General features: G+C 37.3%; 18 protein-coding genes. 8 read left to right on the top strand and 10 right to left on the bottom strand.

What is annotated here, in order from left to right; translation table 11 throughout:
- The first annotated feature begins 53 nt into the window (after nucleotides 1–53).
- The 5 genes from IWC72_RS08705 to IWC72_RS08685 all read left to right on the top strand — a co-directional run bounded on the left by IWC72_RS08705 (nucleotide 54) and on the right by IWC72_RS08685 (nucleotide 3,651).
- Complete coding sequence (locus tag IWC72_RS08705; protein WP_194529506.1) at nucleotides 54–545, top strand: rhodanese-like domain-containing protein; 492 nt, start codon at nucleotides 54–56, stop codon at nucleotides 543–545.
- A gap of 69 nt (nucleotides 546–614) precedes the next feature.
- Entirely contained in the window at nucleotides 615–1,283 is a 669-nt protein-coding gene (locus IWC72_RS08700) for a TIGR04282 family arsenosugar biosynthesis glycosyltransferase (protein WP_194531121.1), read from the top strand.
- Nucleotides 1,280–2,095 (top strand): purine-nucleoside phosphorylase, encoded by an 816-nt coding sequence (locus IWC72_RS08695; RefSeq protein ID WP_194529505.1) that lies wholly within the window; start codon nucleotides 1,280–1,282, stop codon nucleotides 2,093–2,095. Before IWC72_RS08700 ends, IWC72_RS08695 begins: the two co-directional genes overlap by 4 nt.
- 118 nt (nucleotides 2,096–2,213) lie before the next feature.
- The gene (locus IWC72_RS08690; RefSeq protein ID WP_226979528.1) at nucleotides 2,214–2,960 is read left to right on the top strand and encodes a DUF547 domain-containing protein; all 747 of its coding nucleotides are present in this window, start codon (nucleotides 2,214–2,216) and stop codon (nucleotides 2,958–2,960) included.
- Nucleotides 2,947–3,651, top strand: coding sequence for a TIGR04283 family arsenosugar biosynthesis glycosyltransferase (locus IWC72_RS08685; RefSeq protein ID WP_194529504.1), 705 nt, complete (start codon nucleotides 2,947–2,949; stop codon nucleotides 3,649–3,651). Before IWC72_RS08690 ends, IWC72_RS08685 begins: the two co-directional genes overlap by 14 nt.
- On the opposite strand, the gene IWC72_RS08680 is transcribed toward IWC72_RS08685, so the two are convergent.
- The 5 genes from IWC72_RS08680 to IWC72_RS08660 form a co-directional block, all read right to left on the bottom strand.
- Entirely contained in the window at nucleotides 3,648–4,721 is a 1,074-nt protein-coding gene (locus IWC72_RS08680) for an N-acetylmuramoyl-L-alanine amidase family protein (protein ID WP_194529503.1), read from the bottom strand. The two genes, IWC72_RS08685 and IWC72_RS08680, sit on opposite strands and share 4 nt — an antisense overlap.
- Nucleotides 4,722–4,899: 178 nt before the next feature.
- Nucleotides 4,900–5,781, bottom strand: coding sequence for an AraC family transcriptional regulator (locus IWC72_RS08675; protein WP_194529502.1), 882 nt, complete (start codon nucleotides 5,779–5,781; stop codon nucleotides 4,900–4,902).
- 65 nt (nucleotides 5,782–5,846) lie between these two features.
- The gene (locus IWC72_RS08670; protein ID WP_194529501.1) at nucleotides 5,847–6,884 is read right to left on the bottom strand and encodes a flavin monoamine oxidase family protein; all 1,038 of its coding nucleotides are present in this window, start codon (nucleotides 6,882–6,884) and stop codon (nucleotides 5,847–5,849) included.
- A gap of 2 nt (nucleotides 6,885–6,886) precedes the next feature.
- Nucleotides 6,887–7,189, bottom strand: coding sequence for a carboxymuconolactone decarboxylase family protein (locus tag IWC72_RS08665; RefSeq protein WP_194529500.1), 303 nt, complete (start codon nucleotides 7,187–7,189; stop codon nucleotides 6,887–6,889).
- Between the two features lie 99 nt (nucleotides 7,190–7,288).
- The gene (locus IWC72_RS08660; RefSeq protein WP_194529499.1) at nucleotides 7,289–8,035 is read right to left on the bottom strand and encodes an SDR family NAD(P)-dependent oxidoreductase; all 747 of its coding nucleotides are present in this window, start codon (nucleotides 8,033–8,035) and stop codon (nucleotides 7,289–7,291) included.
- Nucleotides 8,036–8,172: 137 nt separating this feature from the next.
- Between IWC72_RS08660 and IWC72_RS08655 the strand changes: the two genes are divergently transcribed.
- The 3 genes from IWC72_RS08655 to def are packed head-to-tail and all read left to right on the top strand — an operon-like array spanning nucleotide 8,173 to nucleotide 10,185.
- Nucleotides 8,173–8,820, top strand: a complete 648-nt coding sequence (locus IWC72_RS08655) for a VOC family protein (RefSeq protein ID WP_194529498.1) — start codon at nucleotides 8,173–8,175, stop codon at nucleotides 8,818–8,820.
- An 8-nt stretch (nucleotides 8,821–8,828) separates the two neighbouring features.
- Entirely contained in the window at nucleotides 8,829–9,644 is an 816-nt protein-coding gene (locus IWC72_RS08650) for a DUF6503 family protein (RefSeq protein WP_194529497.1), read from the top strand.
- 10 nt (nucleotides 9,645–9,654) lie between these two features.
- Nucleotides 9,655–10,185, top strand: coding sequence for a peptide deformylase (def, locus tag IWC72_RS08645; protein WP_194529496.1), 531 nt, complete (start codon nucleotides 9,655–9,657; stop codon nucleotides 10,183–10,185).
- On the opposite strand, the gene IWC72_RS08640 is transcribed toward def, so the two are convergent.
- From IWC72_RS08640 to IWC72_RS08620, 5 genes are all read right to left on the bottom strand, one after another.
- Nucleotides 10,186–11,451 (bottom strand): BamA/TamA family outer membrane protein, encoded by a 1,266-nt coding sequence (locus tag IWC72_RS08640; protein ID WP_194529495.1) that lies wholly within the window; start codon nucleotides 11,449–11,451, stop codon nucleotides 10,186–10,188.
- A gap of 79 nt (nucleotides 11,452–11,530) precedes the next feature.
- Nucleotides 11,531–12,250 (bottom strand): hypothetical protein, encoded by a 720-nt coding sequence (locus IWC72_RS08635; protein ID WP_226979527.1) that lies wholly within the window; start codon nucleotides 12,248–12,250, stop codon nucleotides 11,531–11,533.
- 1 nt (nucleotide 12,251) lies between these two features.
- Nucleotides 12,252–13,253 (bottom strand): glycoside hydrolase family 113, encoded by a 1,002-nt coding sequence (locus tag IWC72_RS08630; protein ID WP_194529494.1) that lies wholly within the window; start codon nucleotides 13,251–13,253, stop codon nucleotides 12,252–12,254.
- Between the two features lie 45 nt (nucleotides 13,254–13,298).
- Nucleotides 13,299–14,189 (bottom strand): hypothetical protein, encoded by an 891-nt coding sequence (locus IWC72_RS08625; protein WP_194529493.1) that lies wholly within the window; start codon nucleotides 14,187–14,189, stop codon nucleotides 13,299–13,301.
- Nucleotides 14,190–14,219: 30 nt separating this feature from the next.
- On the bottom strand, nucleotides 14,220–14,939 hold the full coding sequence (locus IWC72_RS08620; protein WP_194529492.1) for a DUF547 domain-containing protein: 720 nt from the start codon (nucleotides 14,937–14,939) through the stop codon (nucleotides 14,220–14,222).
- Nucleotides 14,940–15,116 lie beyond the last annotated feature (177 nt).

Here is a 15,116-nt window from a genome sequence, read left to right as displayed (position 1 = left end):
ACTGCAGCTGATATTAATCTTATCTTTGTTTCTGTGCTTCAAGTTTAATTGCCATGAAAACAAAATTATCCACAATTCTATTTCTCTGTATTGCTTCGGTTTCTTTTTCTCAAAGTAAAATCGATAAAACCTTAAAAAAGCTGAACAAAGAATCTGTTGATTATATTCACGTAACAGCTCTTGACTCTACCACAGGCCCTATATTATTAGATGCCCGCGAGAAGGCCGAATACGAGGTGAGCCATTTAAAAGATGCTATCTGGGTGGGTTATGATACTTTTCAGCTGGATTCCGTTGTTCAGAAAGTCCAAAATAAAGACAGTGAAATTGTCGTTTACTGTTCTATTGGGGTCCGTTCCGAAAATATTGGTGAGAAATTGGAAAAAGCAGGCTACACCAATGTAAAAAATCTATACGGAGGCATTTTTGAATGGAAAAACGAAGGGCTTCCCGTTTATGACACCATAGGAAACGAAACCGAGCGTGTACATGCTTTCAATAAACATTGGGGGAAACTACTTAAAACAGGAGAAAAAGTGTACTAGTTTCATTTGAGTCCGTAATAGATGCCCTGTTTTGGCGACAAATTCTAAAAAAATAATCATTTGAGTTTTATAACCCCTAAAGAAAAACAAAAAGAAGCCGCCACGGTAAACTATACCAATGTAGCTTCAAAAAATCTATTGCTCATTTTTACGCGAAACCCACAATTGGGCAAGTGCAAAACCCGGTTGGCAGCGACTGTTGGTAATGAAGTAGCTTTAGACATATATAAATTTCTACTAAATCATACGGTAGAGATTACAAAAAATCTAAGCGCAGCAAAACAGGTTTGGTATTCCGAAGAAATTTGGGCGGACGACATATGGAACCCGAGTATATTCGACAAAAGATTACAGCAAGGCAATGATTTGGGCATTCGCATGGCAAAGGCCTTTCAAGACGGATTTGCTTCCGGCTATGAGCGAATCATTGTTATTGGCAGCGATATGTTTGACCTGGACCAAGACGACCTCCAAAATGCTTTTTCGGAATTAAAGAAAAACGATTTTGTAATTGGGCCAGCTGAAGACGGCGGGTATTATCTTCTGGGCATGAACCGCTTTAAACCAGAGTTATTCGTTCAAAAAAATTGGGGGAACGAAACTGTCCTTGCCGACACCTTAAACGATTTAAAAAACGAAAAATATCATATTTTAGAAGAGCGAAACGATGTTGATATTTACGAGGATATTAAGGACGTTGAAGCTTTTCAGCCCTATTTAAAACACATTAAAACATGATACAAAAGCAATTAAATGAATCCGTTGCCTACCTACAGAGCAAGGGTTTTGATACGCCAGAAATTGGTATTGTACTAGGTACCGGTCTAGGCAAACTAGCAGAACAGATAGAGGACCCTATTGAGGCGCATTACAACCATATTCCTTTTTTTCCGCTGGCTACCGTAGAATTTCACTCTGGAAAACTCATTTATGGTACTATAGAAGGCAAAAAGGCCGTGGTCATGCAAGGGCGCTTCCATCTATATGAAGGTTATGATTTTCTAGATATCACGTACCCTATTCGTGTGATGCACCAACTGGGCATAAAAAAACTGTTCATTTCCAATGCCGCCGGAGCCATTAACCTAGATTATAAAGAAGGGGATTTAATGCTCATTGAAGACCATATCAACCTTCAAGGCGGCTCTCCGCTTGCTTTTAAAGGTGTAGGAAAATTTGGCGACCGTTTCACGGACATGTCCGAACCCTATGATGTTCCTATGCGCAAAAGCCTACTTGCAATTGCCCAAAAAGAGGATATTACCCTGCACGGAGGTGTTTATGCTTCAGTAGTAGGCCCACAATTAGAAACCAAGGCAGAATACCGAATGCTAAAAATCATTGGCGCCGATGCGGTTGGAATGAGCACAGTACCTGAGGTAATTGTAGCAAACCACTTAAATCTGCCCATAGTTGCCGTTTCCGTAATTACGGATGAATGTGACCCGGACAATCTAAAAAGCGTAGACATACAGCGAATCATTGAAACGGCAGAAACCGCAGAGCCAAAAATGGTGAAGCTTTTTAGAGAATTGATTAAGACCTTGTAAAACCGTTAATCTTTGTTTGCATTAGAAATTAGGAAGAATACTTAATTGTAAGTTTTTGAGTTATCGTACTACTTATTGTTAGATACCAAACCCTATGCAATTTAAACTAATGGCTAAAATGACAATTTTATCACTATTTTCCTTAGCGGGACTTTTTTCTCTTTTTGGAGGGAAAGAAATGCCCATACATCAATTTACGGGAAACGCCCAAAACAAAGTTTTAGACCACAGTTCCTGGAATTCTCTTTTAAAAAAATATGTAGACGACTCTGGCAATGTAGATTACAAAGGTTTTAAAACAGACCAAGACGCGCTTAGTTCATATTTAGATTATCTAGGGAATACCATACCATCCGAAACTTGGTCCAAAGAAGAAGGTTTGGCCTATTACATTAACCTCTATAATGCAGCAACGGTACAGTTAATTTTAAACAACTATCCCACAAAAAGCATTAAAGACATAAAGAACCCTTGGGGTAAAGAATGGGTGAAAATTGGAGAAGAAACTTTTTCTCTAGGTGATATTGAGCATAAAATTCTCCGTAAAATGGATGAGCCCCGTATTCATTTTGCTATAAACTGTGCTTCTTTTTCTTGTCCCAAATTGCTAAACGAAGCATATACGGTCTCAAAACTAGAGAGTCAGTTGCAGAAAGCTTCCGAAGACTTTGTAAATGACCCTACCAGAAATATTCTTTCTAAAGAAAAATTACAGCTTTCGAATATTTTTAAATGGTATAAAAAGGATTTTACCGAAAACGGAAGTCTTATCGATTATATCAAAAAATATAGCCAAACGGAAATAAACTCTAAGGCTAAAATTGAATACGTTACATATGACTGGAGTTTGAATGAGAAAAAATAAACTCCAAATAAGCATTGTAATTCCGGTATTGAACGAAGCACATGGTATTGCTGAAACAATCAATTACTTAACCGCGAACAGCTCCCCTACAAATATCAATGAAATATTGATTGTTGATGGTGGGAGTGCAGATCATACCGTGTCAATTGCGGAAAAATCCGGGGCAAAGGTTATTCACTCAACCAAAGGCAGGGCCAAACAATTAAATTATGGTGCCAAAAATGCAAAAGGTAGTATTCTTTACTTTTTACATGCAGACACTTTACCTCCCAAAGATTTTGACCAATCTATTATAGATGCGGTGGGAAACGGTTACCAAACAGGTTGTTTTCAGATGAAATTTGATAGCAATAGTCACTTCTTAAACTTTTTTGCATGGTTTACTAGAGTTAACCATCAACTTTGTAGAGGAGGTGACCAATCTCTGTTTATTACAAAACAGCTATTTAATTCTTCTGGCGGCTTTAACGAAGACTATGTGGTTTATGAAGACAATGAATTCATAGGAAGATTGTATAAAAACACATTCTTTAAAATTTTACCCAGACACGTAAAAACCTCGGCCAGAAGATATGAAGAAAGGGGTATGGTCAAGTTACAGTATCATTTTGGAATGATGCACCTTAAAAATTATTTGGGCGCAGGACCAGACCAGTTGTACGACTATTACAAACGAAAAATTTCGGTTTAGCGAATTGGGCCTATTTCACCCAGTTCGTAATCTAACAGAACACCTTCGCTAATCCATTTCGCTAATGCTTGTCGGTTTTCGGGCTCAAGAATACGTCTTTGGTCTTTCTTGTTCTGTATATTTCCAACTTCAATAAAAGTCATAGCAGGATGCGTTTTTTTTACCAAATACAAAGACGTCCTATCTTCAAAAGTCCCTGAATAGGTACGGTTAGGCTGATACTTTTTATATTTCTTTAGAAAGGTCTTATGTATGCTCTCCGCCAACTTTTTACCGTTTCTGCTCTTTTCATGGTGATAGAAAAACACATCTATATTCTGCCCTACACTACGGCTATCAATATGCGTAACTATTAAACGCTGGTATTTTCCTCTATTTTTTCTATGCAAATTGTTTACAATATCTACACGTTGCTTTAAGCGCGCCACCTGATTTAATGGAATTCTCTTATTAGGATAAGCAACCTCATCATGATCTATTTCCAAAATGCGCTCATCTCTTATACCATCATTTTCATCTCTTATGATAATGTAAACCCTAGCGCCATGGGACAATAGCTCTTTAGCAAGGCGTAACGTAATATCATATGCATATTCGTCTTCAGCAATTGATTTACCCCCGTAGGTAGCCATTGCCCCAGGGTCAGGACCTCCATGACCAGAAACTAAGTAATAGACCGCATCTTTTAGCTTCTCACTATTGGGTATAACCGTTTCATGCCCTTTTCCAAAAATAGCATAGCGCTTCCCTTCAATTTTTTTAATTTCCTTTGTTTTCCTTTGGATAGAATCCACAACCTCAACCGTATCAAGATTTGCATTTGGGATTTTATAGGTTCGTCCTGCATACAAATGAACGCTATCCCGCAGATTCTCAATATTCATGGATATAAAATCATCATAATGGTCATATGGGTTAACCCCTTGCTTTCTTAATAGTGAAAGTATACCATCCCCTCTTTCTGCAACAACCGTATGAATGGTATCCTGAGAAAAAGCCGACATAGTGAAACTAATGGCAACGACCAAAAGACCAACTGCCCTAAAACGATAAGAAAAAATGTACTTCATCAAAAACTGTATCAAAACCAAATGAACATCTGCTTAGTAGAACCTACTAATCCCAGAAAATCAAAAACAATGCCTAAAAACCATGTGATACAAAATTAAAGAACCCACAGACAAAATAACAAGACCTAGAACAATTTAGTTAACGATTTCTTCAACAGTCTATTTTTTAACCAATTAATCAAGTAAATTGACTTTGGCGATAACTTTTAGGAGATTTCCCTAGGTGTCTTTTAAAGTATTTTACAAAATACGATGCATCTTCAAACCCCAATCTAAATGCAATTTCATTGATTTGTAATCCCGTGAACCTCACAAGACGTTTGGCCTCTAATATGGTTCGTTCAGCAATAACTTGGGAAGGAGACTTACCTACAACCGAATTGGAAAGTGTAGCTAATGTTTTGGAGGAAATATGCAGTAAACCAGCATAATCCGCTACTGATAGACCTTCTTTAAAATGTTTCTCTATTAGTTCTTTAAATTCAAAAAACTGCCTTTCATAGAGACTATTAAGTTGAATAGGCTCACTATCATTTTTTTGATGAATGCGTTCCAATTGAATTAAAAAGGACTTCAATAAAAAACGGATAATATCTTCATATCCAAACCTATCACGCTGTTCCAATTCACGCTGTATTAAAGTGATATAAGTTGATGCAACGCTAAGAACTCCCTTTTCAATAGTATAACAAGGTTTATCCAACATGTGAAAAATGTTGAATTTCAGAAACATATCTACATCTGTATGTTTAAAAAAGCTTTCGTTAAAATGAATAAGCCAACCCTGCACATCTTCATTATCATCAAAAGCATGTACTTGATCTTTAGTAACAAAAAGTACCGTGTTCTTCTTTACATCATACTTCTTAAAATCTACCGCATGCGTCCCCCCTTCATTAAAGAACCATATAATTTGATAGTAACTATGCGAGTGGGGCACGGCAGCTAAATCGCCACTTTTTTTCCTATACGCATTTAAGTCGTACAGCTCAAACTGAAGCTTCCGAGGGTGCATTTTATGCAAATGGTACTGCTCAATTTTATTCTTTGAATGTTGCATTCACTTCGGTTGGAGCTGGTTAAAATCCATTTGTCGGAAAAAGATTGCTTCACTAACACCTTAACTTACAATTTTTCTATGGTTTTAATTCCACTATAAATGGCACCGTCCATATATCCACCGTGAATAGGAGAGGTTTCAGCTCCCGAGAATCGTAATTTTCCGTTCATGTAATTTTTGTCAAAAACCGTATTCCCGTAAGACGGACTCATATAAACCGATTTTATTGTTTCACATGAGGTATGCCAATCTTGAGACCAATCTTTTTCTTCATAGGTAAGATAATCTAAGATTTCAGCTCCCAGATATTTAGACAAATAATCTAAAATGCGTTGTTTTCTATTCTCGGCCGATGTATCGCGAAGCCCTTCGTTTACAAAACCCATTAGGGCATAGTGTTGGTTTTCAGAATCATTATGATCATAAAGTTCAGTAACCGCACCTACTTGGCCAATGACCATTCCCGAAAAATTCTTGTTTCGCCAAAATGGCTCCTTAAACGTCAACCCTACCTTTATAGCATTGCTCATCCAAGTGTGGGTCTTATCCATCACCGTTCCAACCTCAACTGGCAATTCAGGAGAAAAAGAAATACGGGTAGCTATTTTTGGCGGAATGGTAACAATCACCTTTTCGCTGTAAAATATGCCTTTATCGGTTTCTACCCGTACTCCATCTTCTGTTTCTGTAATGCTCGAAACGCTAGTACTGACCTGTATTTTGTCCAATACCGGTTTAGCCAATGCTTGAATCAAAGCTTGTGAATTTCCTTTAATACGGTAGGCAGACGGTGTATTTGGGTCATTCTCAAAATAATGTTCGGGCGCCATGGTACTATAGACCAATACACTCTTCCCTTTATTATATTGATGGTATTTCTCAACACCAAGCTCATCTAAAAGTGCTATAACTTCTTGATGGTGCGTCTGGAACCACGTAGCCCCATAATCAATCCTGTCTCGGGTTACGATTCGCCCTCCAATACGGTCTCGAGATTCAATAACCGTAAAACTGGTTTCACCTTTATTAGATAATTTGTACGCCGATGTTAGACCTGAAAGCCCCGCTCCTACAATAATATATTTAGAAAAATTCCCTTTCAAACTTACTTCATTAAATGTGTTCCGTGTACTACTGCCGCTCCTGCCCTTAATGCTGCAGAAATCATAGTAACTTCCGCTAGCTCCTCTTGTGTGGCGCCTGCCGCTATTGCAGCATCTTTGTGTATTTCAAGACAATACGGGCATTGTGTTGTCAAAGCTACGGCAATTGCCATTAATTCCTTATACTTTTTTGGTATAGCGCCATCTGCCAAAGCAGCTTGGTCAAAAGCCCAAAAAGCCTTCATTGTCTTTTCTGATTCTTTTCCTAGAGTTGGTAACTTCTCTAGATTCTTCATATCGTACATAACTTCGCTAATTTTATATGTGAAGAAAAATGGAGCAATTCATACATTTACTTGTCAGACCACAAATTGCTTCCATCTTCCAACATTTATTATTTGTATTTAGTTTCTTCCGGACATTACACCACCATCTGTATCCCAAATAGCACCTGTTACCCATGAAGCTTTATCCGAAAGTAAAAAGGAAATGGTATTGGCCACATCTTCTGGTTTTCCATATCGCCCAATGGGGTGAAAACCATGGAAACCTTGCAAAGCCTCATTGGCCTCTTCTTTCCCTCCAAAAACACTATCATAAACCGGAGTTTGAACTACTGCCGGAGATACCGCATTTACACGGATTTTAGAATCTGCCAACTCCATGGCCAAATGTTGTGTTAATGAATGTAAACCTGCCTTTTGCATAGAATACGCAGTTGAAGGTGTTGCTTTCACCGCTTGTTTGGCCCACATAGATCCAACGTTTACAATTGATCCACCACCCGTAGCCGCCATTTTTTTAGCAGCAGTTTGAGTAATAAAATAGAACCCTCTATTTAAGTCCATATACGAATCGTAATCTGCCACAGTGTGGTCTAAAAATGGTTTGGGACCAAAAATACCTGAAGCATTCACTAAGTAATCCAAATTATCCCAACCACTTATTTCCGCATTTAAGCCGTCCAATTCGTTCGCACTGGTAATATCAACCTTATGGATAACCAAATTTCCTGTAGCTTCTTCTTTAAAAGTTTCAAGTTTTTCAGGATTAGTACCAACCACATGTACTTCTAGACCTTCGTTTAAAAGGTTTTGTGCCGTTGCTTTTCCAATTCCACTACTTCCACCTATTATTAATGCTTTTTTCATAGTAATTTGTTTTTAATTATTTTACCGGAACAAAGGTATTTGGGCTCTACGTCCGAGAACGGCACAATACGGAGAATCCATGGTAATCTTCGGAAACATATGCCCTAAACTCTTACTTTTAAAATATCTTTAAGCTTATGAAATCAACAAAAACAACTAATAGACTTTTAGATCACATTGTCTATTCCGTAAAGGATTTAGACGCTGCAATCCTAACTTTAGAAAAGAAGCTTGGTGTTAAAGCAGTTTTTGGAGGTTACCATGCCACTCAGGGCACAAAAAATGCTCTTATTAATTTGGATAACGGCACTTATCTTGAGCTTCTGGCAGCCGATGATGACAATAAAAATATACTCCCTCCCAGATGGATGGGAATTGACGTCCTTAAAAAAGACCAAATAACTCGTTGGTCCCTAAAATCCGAACAGCTTGAAAAAGATGCGGAAATAGTAAAACAATATCACCCCGAGATGGGAAAAATCACCGGCGGAAGTAGAAATACGGCAAACGGCTCCCTTTTAAAATGGCAGCTTATTCTTCCACTGCCGACCCCAGAAGTAGAGCTTATACCTTTTATGGTAGATTGGAGCCAAACGGAAACACATCCGCATGATGCTTTACCAAATATGGGATGTAAATTAATTGAGCTGTATGGTACACACCCAAATGCCGACCTATTAAAAATTACATTCAAAAAATTGGGTGTACATTTACGAATAGACCCCAATGAGAACACTAACATTAAAGCTATTATACAATGCCCCAACGGGGTAGTTGAAATCTAAACCTATTTATGAAAGTTACTTTTTACCTTTTCACTCTAACCCTACTATTAGGATTATCCTCATGCAAATCAAAAGAAAAAGAAAAAACTGCAGAAAAGGAGGTTCCAAAACTTACGAAACCCATGGATGACTCTATCCAAAGAGATGAGCCCGATGACGCAGAAATACTAGTTCTAGAAGCCATAATTGCGCATGGTGGTAGCCGATATAGCACAGCACATTATGGTTTTACTTTTCGTGATAAAGACTATACATTCCAAAACAATGGCAACAAGTATATTTATACGACGACTATGACCGAAAACGGGGATAAAACCATTGACTTTCTTAACAATGGAAAATTATTGCGTACCCTAAATGAACAACCGGTTACATTATCACCTAAAGACAACACTAAATACACCGAAGCCTTAAATTCTGTTATTTATTTTGCCACATTACCCCACAAGCTAAACGATAAAGCGGTACATAAAAAATACGTGGAAAATGTAAAAATTAAAGATACCGACTACAAAGCTATTGAGGTTACTTTTGACCAAAAAGGTGGCGGCACGGATCATGATGATGTTTTTATGTATTGGATCAACACAAAAACGAAGACTATAGATTATTTGGCCTACTCCTACGAAACGAACGATGGAGGCGTACGCTTCAGAAGTGCATACAATCGTAGGACCGTAGACGGCATTATATTCCAAGATTATGTAAATTACAAAGCACCAGTAGATACTCCACTTACAGAATTGCCTTCTTTATTTCAAAAAGGAGAATTGGAAGAACTTTCAAGAATAGAAACGGAGAACGTTGTAAATTTAGCACAATAAATTAGAAAATATGGCTGTTCTTGATGTGATAAAAATGGGAAACCCTCTATTGAGAAAGGTATCCAAAGAAGTTGGACAGAACGAAATAACCTCTCCGAAATTTCAGCAGTTTATAGCAGATCTTGTGGAAACCATGCGAGCAGAAAGTGTAGCGGGAATTGCGGCCATACAAGTAGGTGTACTCAAAAGAGTCTTTGCCATGGAAATGAAAAAAAACGACCGCTACCCAGATAAAGGGTCTTTTGCCCTAACTACAGTTATAAATCCTGAAATAGAGCCTTTGTCATCTGAAGAAGTAGAAGGTTGGGAAGGTTGTCTTTCCATACCCAGAATACGCGGCAGGTTAAAACGTTACAAAAAGGTAAAATTAAGCGGACTTGACATAAAGGGAGAAAAGTTTGAAAAAGTGCTTGATGACTTCTCGGCAATCGTGGCACAACATGAATTAGACCACCTCAACGGAATTTTATTGATAGACCGTATGCCAAATATGGAGACCTTAACTTTTCAGGAGGAGTATGATACCTATTGGAACGTTTAATTAAAAGTACTGTCCAATTCCAAAAACAATACCTCTAGAAGCATCTTTTGTAATCCCGTACCCATAATCTATTCTAAAAATAGCATTAAAGATACGTTTGTGCATTAACCGGAGCCCTACACCCGGGTATATCCGAATATTACTTTTATCAGAAAAATCATTGAATTTACCTCCAGGATTTCGCCATGAACCACCATCAATAAAAAAGTTGCTTTGCAAAACAAACCAATCTTCCTCCATAAGGGTATGACGGTATTCTGTATTGAAAACAATTGCTCCTGTTCCTCTATCAATAGTATTGCCTACGCCCCGTATGTTTAGATTATTGTCTACCGTAAAAGGTGCAAAAGGCGTATTTACGTTACTTGCCAGTCCCAATCTAAGCCGATTAGCCCAATTGCCTTTATCTCCCACTCTTTTAAAATAAACAAAGTCATTAAAACCAATTACAAACTCAGGCAAGTTTGTATCGGTACTACCTACATATTGAAAGTTTAAGGTACTCCTAAATCCATCTAAAAAATAGAAATAGTACTTGATGTTTTCGTAATTGTAAATGAGTTTAAAAAGGTGCTTATTTACCTTTAACGTTCTTGGCACATTAGCACTTGTAGCTCCCGACAAGTATTTATAATCTTCCGTAAAAAGGCTTCCTCCAAATTCTATTCGGTTTTTAAAATTGAATTCATGTAACCCCATAACTTCAAACCCACTATTATTATACCTATAATCTGCCGTTGTCCCGTCAAAGAAAACAGGTTCTTGCGTGGTAAAATCGTTATAACTAACAGAGAGACCTGTAGTTCTACTGAACAAGTGCGGAGCACGTACGGCCAGTCCGTAGGAATTAAAAACATCATACTGATAAAAACCGCCCAAGGTTATATTTCTACCCAAAAAATTGAATTCTTGCAGCCCTAACCTAAAGGCAAATGCGTCGTTGGAAGATGAAAAAAGATTGGCAAATGGAATTAACGTAAAGTTTTCCTCAACATTATAAAACACATTGTGCTCATTGGTATGAGACGAAAAAACTTGATAGTAGGCATGCGATATTGAAGGTAGGCGTTGCAAGCGGGCTATATCCTGCTCCAAAAGAACAGAATCTAACATCATTCCCGACTTTAAACTAACCAAGTTCTTTAAAAAAGACGGCTTGGTACGTGTTGCACCTTGTATCTGAACACTTAAAACGGTCCCTTCTTGTGCCTGTAAGAACACCCCACTTAACACTATAATAGAAAACAGAAGTATTCTTCTAATCATGCTTTAAGCTATGGTACTACAAATATAAATTATGTCCATTCTAAAAATATCACCTCAGAAAAAATATCTTCTTAGTACGCTAAAATTCTATCTCAGAAAAAAGATTTACCCAATTATCCTCGCTTACAGCCATTACTGTAAAATTATAGGCTGATTCTGATTTTAAAGCAAGAGGGTTTCCTTTTGTTATATTCAACACTACGTTGTCTAGGTTGTAAAATTGAAAACTAGTATCGTAGGTATATGTACCGGAAAGCAAATTATCCGACTCATCCGACACCACCTGAAAATAGATTTTAGAGTCCGTATACTTACCGTCTTCCCATGAAAAAACAGGTCTACCAGTTTGGAGTGAATCAATTTTAATATTTTGGGAAACATATTCCGTAGGTTTGGTAAAATGTTTTATCCGAATAGGGTTTGACACATGGGTCTTACCTTCCTCTTCAAAAGTAACAATGACCCATCTCTCCTCAGAAATTGCGACTTCAAACTTTTTTAGATAGCCATTAAAAACATCAAAAGACGGAATATCTAAACGGTAGTACTTGTCAAAATCGGTCTTAGATACATTCAGGTCTTCAGTCTCATAATACCGTATGTTGGTTGCACCATCTCTGGGATAGAAAAACACACTTACCAAATCATCGTTTTCATTACTGGCTGCACATGCTATAACATTATCAAGCACAGGAGTACGATTCATTAAACCCTCCTTTAACGTGGCATCTTGGTCTTCCAAATCTGATGAACAGCTGACAGATACAGCTAATAGAATGAAAAAAATGACTGAACGCATATCAATATTTTTTATAGACTTCTTTTATAACTTCTTGTGCTGGCTTATTTTGCGGTGTAAACCTATTATCTGTCTCACCTCCCGATTTTTTATAATCTATAAACCACTTCCACACATAACCTCCTGCAAACCATTCTTCGTCCCAAAACTCTGCGAAGATGGCTTTTTTAGCATTTACCTGAGCAACTAGATTTACCTCGTCCTCATTTCTATCAACCAACCAAGGCTTGTGGGCTGTGTAATCCATACTTCTGTACCCAAATTCCGTAAATAGAACAGGTTTTCCTGTTTTTTCCGAAAGAGCAGCTATATCACCTTTCCACCTTTGCCAACCTTCTTTTAATTGCTCTACAGTAGGTGTTTTTTCTTCCGACAGCGGAAAATACGCATCAATTCCTATATAATCCAAATCTTCCCAAAAAGGAACTCGCGAATATTCATCCCAATTGGCTGCATAGGTAAGTTTTCCATCATAAATAGTGCGGATTTTTGCAATCAAGCGATGCCAATATTCCGGTCTATTTGTCACAAACTTCTCTAGTTCAGTACCAATACAGAATACCTCAGATTGGGTTTTTTGCGCCATTTTAGCATTGGCCAAAATGAATTTATCATAAGAAGCTTCAAGTTTTTCCCAATCTTCCTCAGAGTTCATATGTAAGGTGCCGGTAAACTCGCCTTTCCAAATCCATATTTGCGGCTTTACCATGGTTTTAATGTTATTTTTATGAAGCAAGCCAATGTATTGCATGGCTCCTTTATTGGTTTCTCCAAACCATTGGCGCTCCGTATTAAATACGATTTCAGGCGAAGCCACATCTCTAATAAAACCAAACGGCATAACAGCGGCGTGATTAGCATTAACTTCCTTTACACCGTCTATATGTTCTTGTAATACTTCGCTTCTAGAAGCCACAAAACTTACACCATTAATCTTTTTCTTATCCTGACTGGAGCAGGAAAACTGAAGTAGACACAAAAAAAGGAGTCCTAATCTACGCATGTATCGTTATTAAGACCCCTAAAATACAGTATTTATGATTACATCTTAGAAAATTGCCCTCAAACCCAAATTAAAGGTTTGCCCAAGCCCCGTATTGCTACCTCTTACAAAGTTGGTATACAAAGCTTCTAGGTTCAACGCATTGGTCAATTGGTATTTTGCCCCACCACCAACTGCTGTAAAGTTTTGAGCAAAATCATTACCTAAATCCAAACGTTGAGAGTGTTGCGCCAAGGCTAAAACCGTAAATTTAGAGCTCGGGAAATAGCTCAAAAACACACCTGGGGTTAAGTTTAAACTGTTATTGGCAAAACTATCTTCTTTATCACCAAAGCTTAGTTCTGAGTTTAACTCACTAAAGAGCTGCCATTTGTTACCCGGAAAAGTATAATCGTAAAAAAATCGGTTTTGCCAGATATATCCTTTTTGGTCTAAGAAAACACCGTTTTCAGTTTCATTATCTACTAAAGGGATAAAGAATGAACTTTGAATAGAAAAATTACTAACCGATCTAAAAGGCACAAACTTTACAGATGGCGCAATAGAAGTAAGACCTGAACGCGCCGTATTGTCTTCTCCATCAAACTTAAACACATCTAATGCATCTCTACCTCCTACTACGTTAGAACGAAATTCAAAAATAGCCCCTACATTCCATCTTTTATTCTCACCCACTCCTGTATAGGCTTCTAATGTAGAAGTGAAAAATGTTTGTCTTGGTTCTTTCCCTTCACTAAAAGTACTTTTAGTTTGAGTATATAAATTATTGAACCATTTTATATCTATCTGTCCTTTTCCAATTAATTTGGAAGGCGTGTATTGTTGAATATTACTCTGTGTTGAATTGTCTTCATCATTAGCATTATCTTGTGCAAATACCATGGTTGTGGCCAAAAGAAGACCTGAAAGAAAAAAATTTCTTTGTATTGATTTCATAAGTTTTGTTTTAAAATTAGAGGCTGATTGTTATTTGGTTTCGTTTAACGTCCAATCATATGGATAATAGGAAACCCTCGTTTTTTCAGGTAATTGTTCTGCTTTGTATTTGTTTATAAAATCTACTAAGCTTTGTCCGTTTTGAGTAAAATCTCCCTTATACCATTCAAAAATCTGAGAAATTTTTACTTTACTTTTATTGAGTTGAATAAACTGCGGATCATTTAAGGCCAATTTGGTCTGCTTTTCTAATTGTGCATCTAAAGTAGCAGGCATATATGCTTTGTTTATTATTGGAGGACATCCTAAACCGCCACACACCAACACAAAATGAAAACGTGCTTCAGACGGGAATTTTCCACGCAATAATTTATTCTCAATATCATTGAGTGTAGTCTTCTTTCCGCCTATTTCATATTTCTTACCATCAAAAAAACCTCCAACATCCAAAGGCGACTTTAATGGGTAATTATCAATAATGCCTTTTATCACCAACAAATTATAACCGTTAATATAGAATGCTTGATACTCATTGGCATTGGCTTCGGTTACTGTAATATTTTTTGCCGCTTCAAGTAGTTCGTTTAAATCCCCAGGGTTAGCTTTCACTGCCGAATAGTTAACACGGCCATCTGTTACGTTAGTCTTAAAGAAAGCATCCGCCTTTGTAAAAAAATCAGCGGTACTTTGTCCGAAAGTAGCTGTCATAGTGGCCATTGAAAGAAAAAGGACCATAATTGAATATTTCATAATTTGATAATTTTCATTGTTATCTTGACGCTTCTGTCGAGACAAATTTAACATCCATACAAAAAAAGCTCATTTTTTGAGATTTTTTCAAGAATTTAAAAATCAAGGCCTTACAAGTTCGGTTTATCCACAAAAACCTTACAGATACCTCAAGAATTTAAAACGTTTCTAAATTAG

The organism is Zobellia roscoffensis (assembly GCF_015330165.1).
In the GTDB taxonomy this organism is placed as follows: Bacteria; Bacteroidota; Bacteroidia; order Flavobacteriales; family Flavobacteriaceae; genus Zobellia; species Zobellia roscoffensis.
Note: the sequence above shows the minus strand (reverse complement) of the source record. Positions and strands in the feature narration are given on the sequence as shown.

What these genes read in the sequence shown, in the direction of transcription:
- IWC72_RS08705 (WP_194529506.1), top strand. Translation starts at nt 54, where the DNA reads ATGAAAACAAAATTATCCACAATTCTATTTCTCTGTATTGCTTCGGTT.
- IWC72_RS08695 (WP_194529505.1), top strand. Translation starts at nt 1,280, where the DNA reads ATGATACAAAAGCAATTAAATGAATCCGTTGCCTACCTACAGAGCAAG.
- IWC72_RS08690 (WP_226979528.1), top strand. Translation starts at nt 2,214, where the DNA reads ATGACAATTTTATCACTATTTTCCTTAGCGGGACTTTTTTCTCTTTTT.
- IWC72_RS08685 (WP_194529504.1), top strand. Translation starts at nt 2,947, where the DNA reads ATGAGAAAAAATAAACTCCAAATAAGCATTGTAATTCCGGTATTGAAC.
- IWC72_RS08680 (WP_194529503.1), bottom strand. Translation starts at nt 4,721, where the DNA reads ATGAAGTACATTTTTTCTTATCGTTTTAGGGCAGTTGGTCTTTTGGTC.
- IWC72_RS08675 (WP_194529502.1), bottom strand. Translation starts at nt 5,781, where the DNA reads ATGCAACATTCAAAGAATAAAATTGAGCAGTACCATTTGCATAAAATG.
- IWC72_RS08665 (WP_194529500.1), bottom strand. Translation starts at nt 7,189, where the DNA reads ATGTACGATATGAAGAATCTAGAGAAGTTACCAACTCTAGGAAAAGAA.
- IWC72_RS08660 (WP_194529499.1), bottom strand. Translation starts at nt 8,035, where the DNA reads ATGAAAAAAGCATTAATAATAGGTGGAAGTAGTGGAATTGGAAAAGCA.
- IWC72_RS08655 (WP_194529498.1), top strand. Translation starts at nt 8,173, where the DNA reads ATGAAATCAACAAAAACAACTAATAGACTTTTAGATCACATTGTCTAT.
- IWC72_RS08650 (WP_194529497.1), top strand. Translation starts at nt 8,829, where the DNA reads ATGAAAGTTACTTTTTACCTTTTCACTCTAACCCTACTATTAGGATTA.
- def (WP_194529496.1), top strand. Translation starts at nt 9,655, where the DNA reads ATGGCTGTTCTTGATGTGATAAAAATGGGAAACCCTCTATTGAGAAAG.
- IWC72_RS08640 (WP_194529495.1), bottom strand. Translation starts at nt 11,451, where the DNA reads ATGATTAGAAGAATACTTCTGTTTTCTATTATAGTGTTAAGTGGGGTG.
- IWC72_RS08635 (WP_226979527.1), bottom strand. Translation starts at nt 12,250, where the DNA reads ATGCGTTCAGTCATTTTTTTCATTCTATTAGCTGTATCTGTCAGCTGT.
- IWC72_RS08630 (WP_194529494.1), bottom strand. Translation starts at nt 13,253, where the DNA reads ATGCGTAGATTAGGACTCCTTTTTTTGTGTCTACTTCAGTTTTCCTGC.
- IWC72_RS08625 (WP_194529493.1), bottom strand. Translation starts at nt 14,189, where the DNA reads ATGAAATCAATACAAAGAAATTTTTTTCTTTCAGGTCTTCTTTTGGCC.
- IWC72_RS08620 (WP_194529492.1), bottom strand. Translation starts at nt 14,939, where the DNA reads ATGAAATATTCAATTATGGTCCTTTTTCTTTCAATGGCCACTATGACA.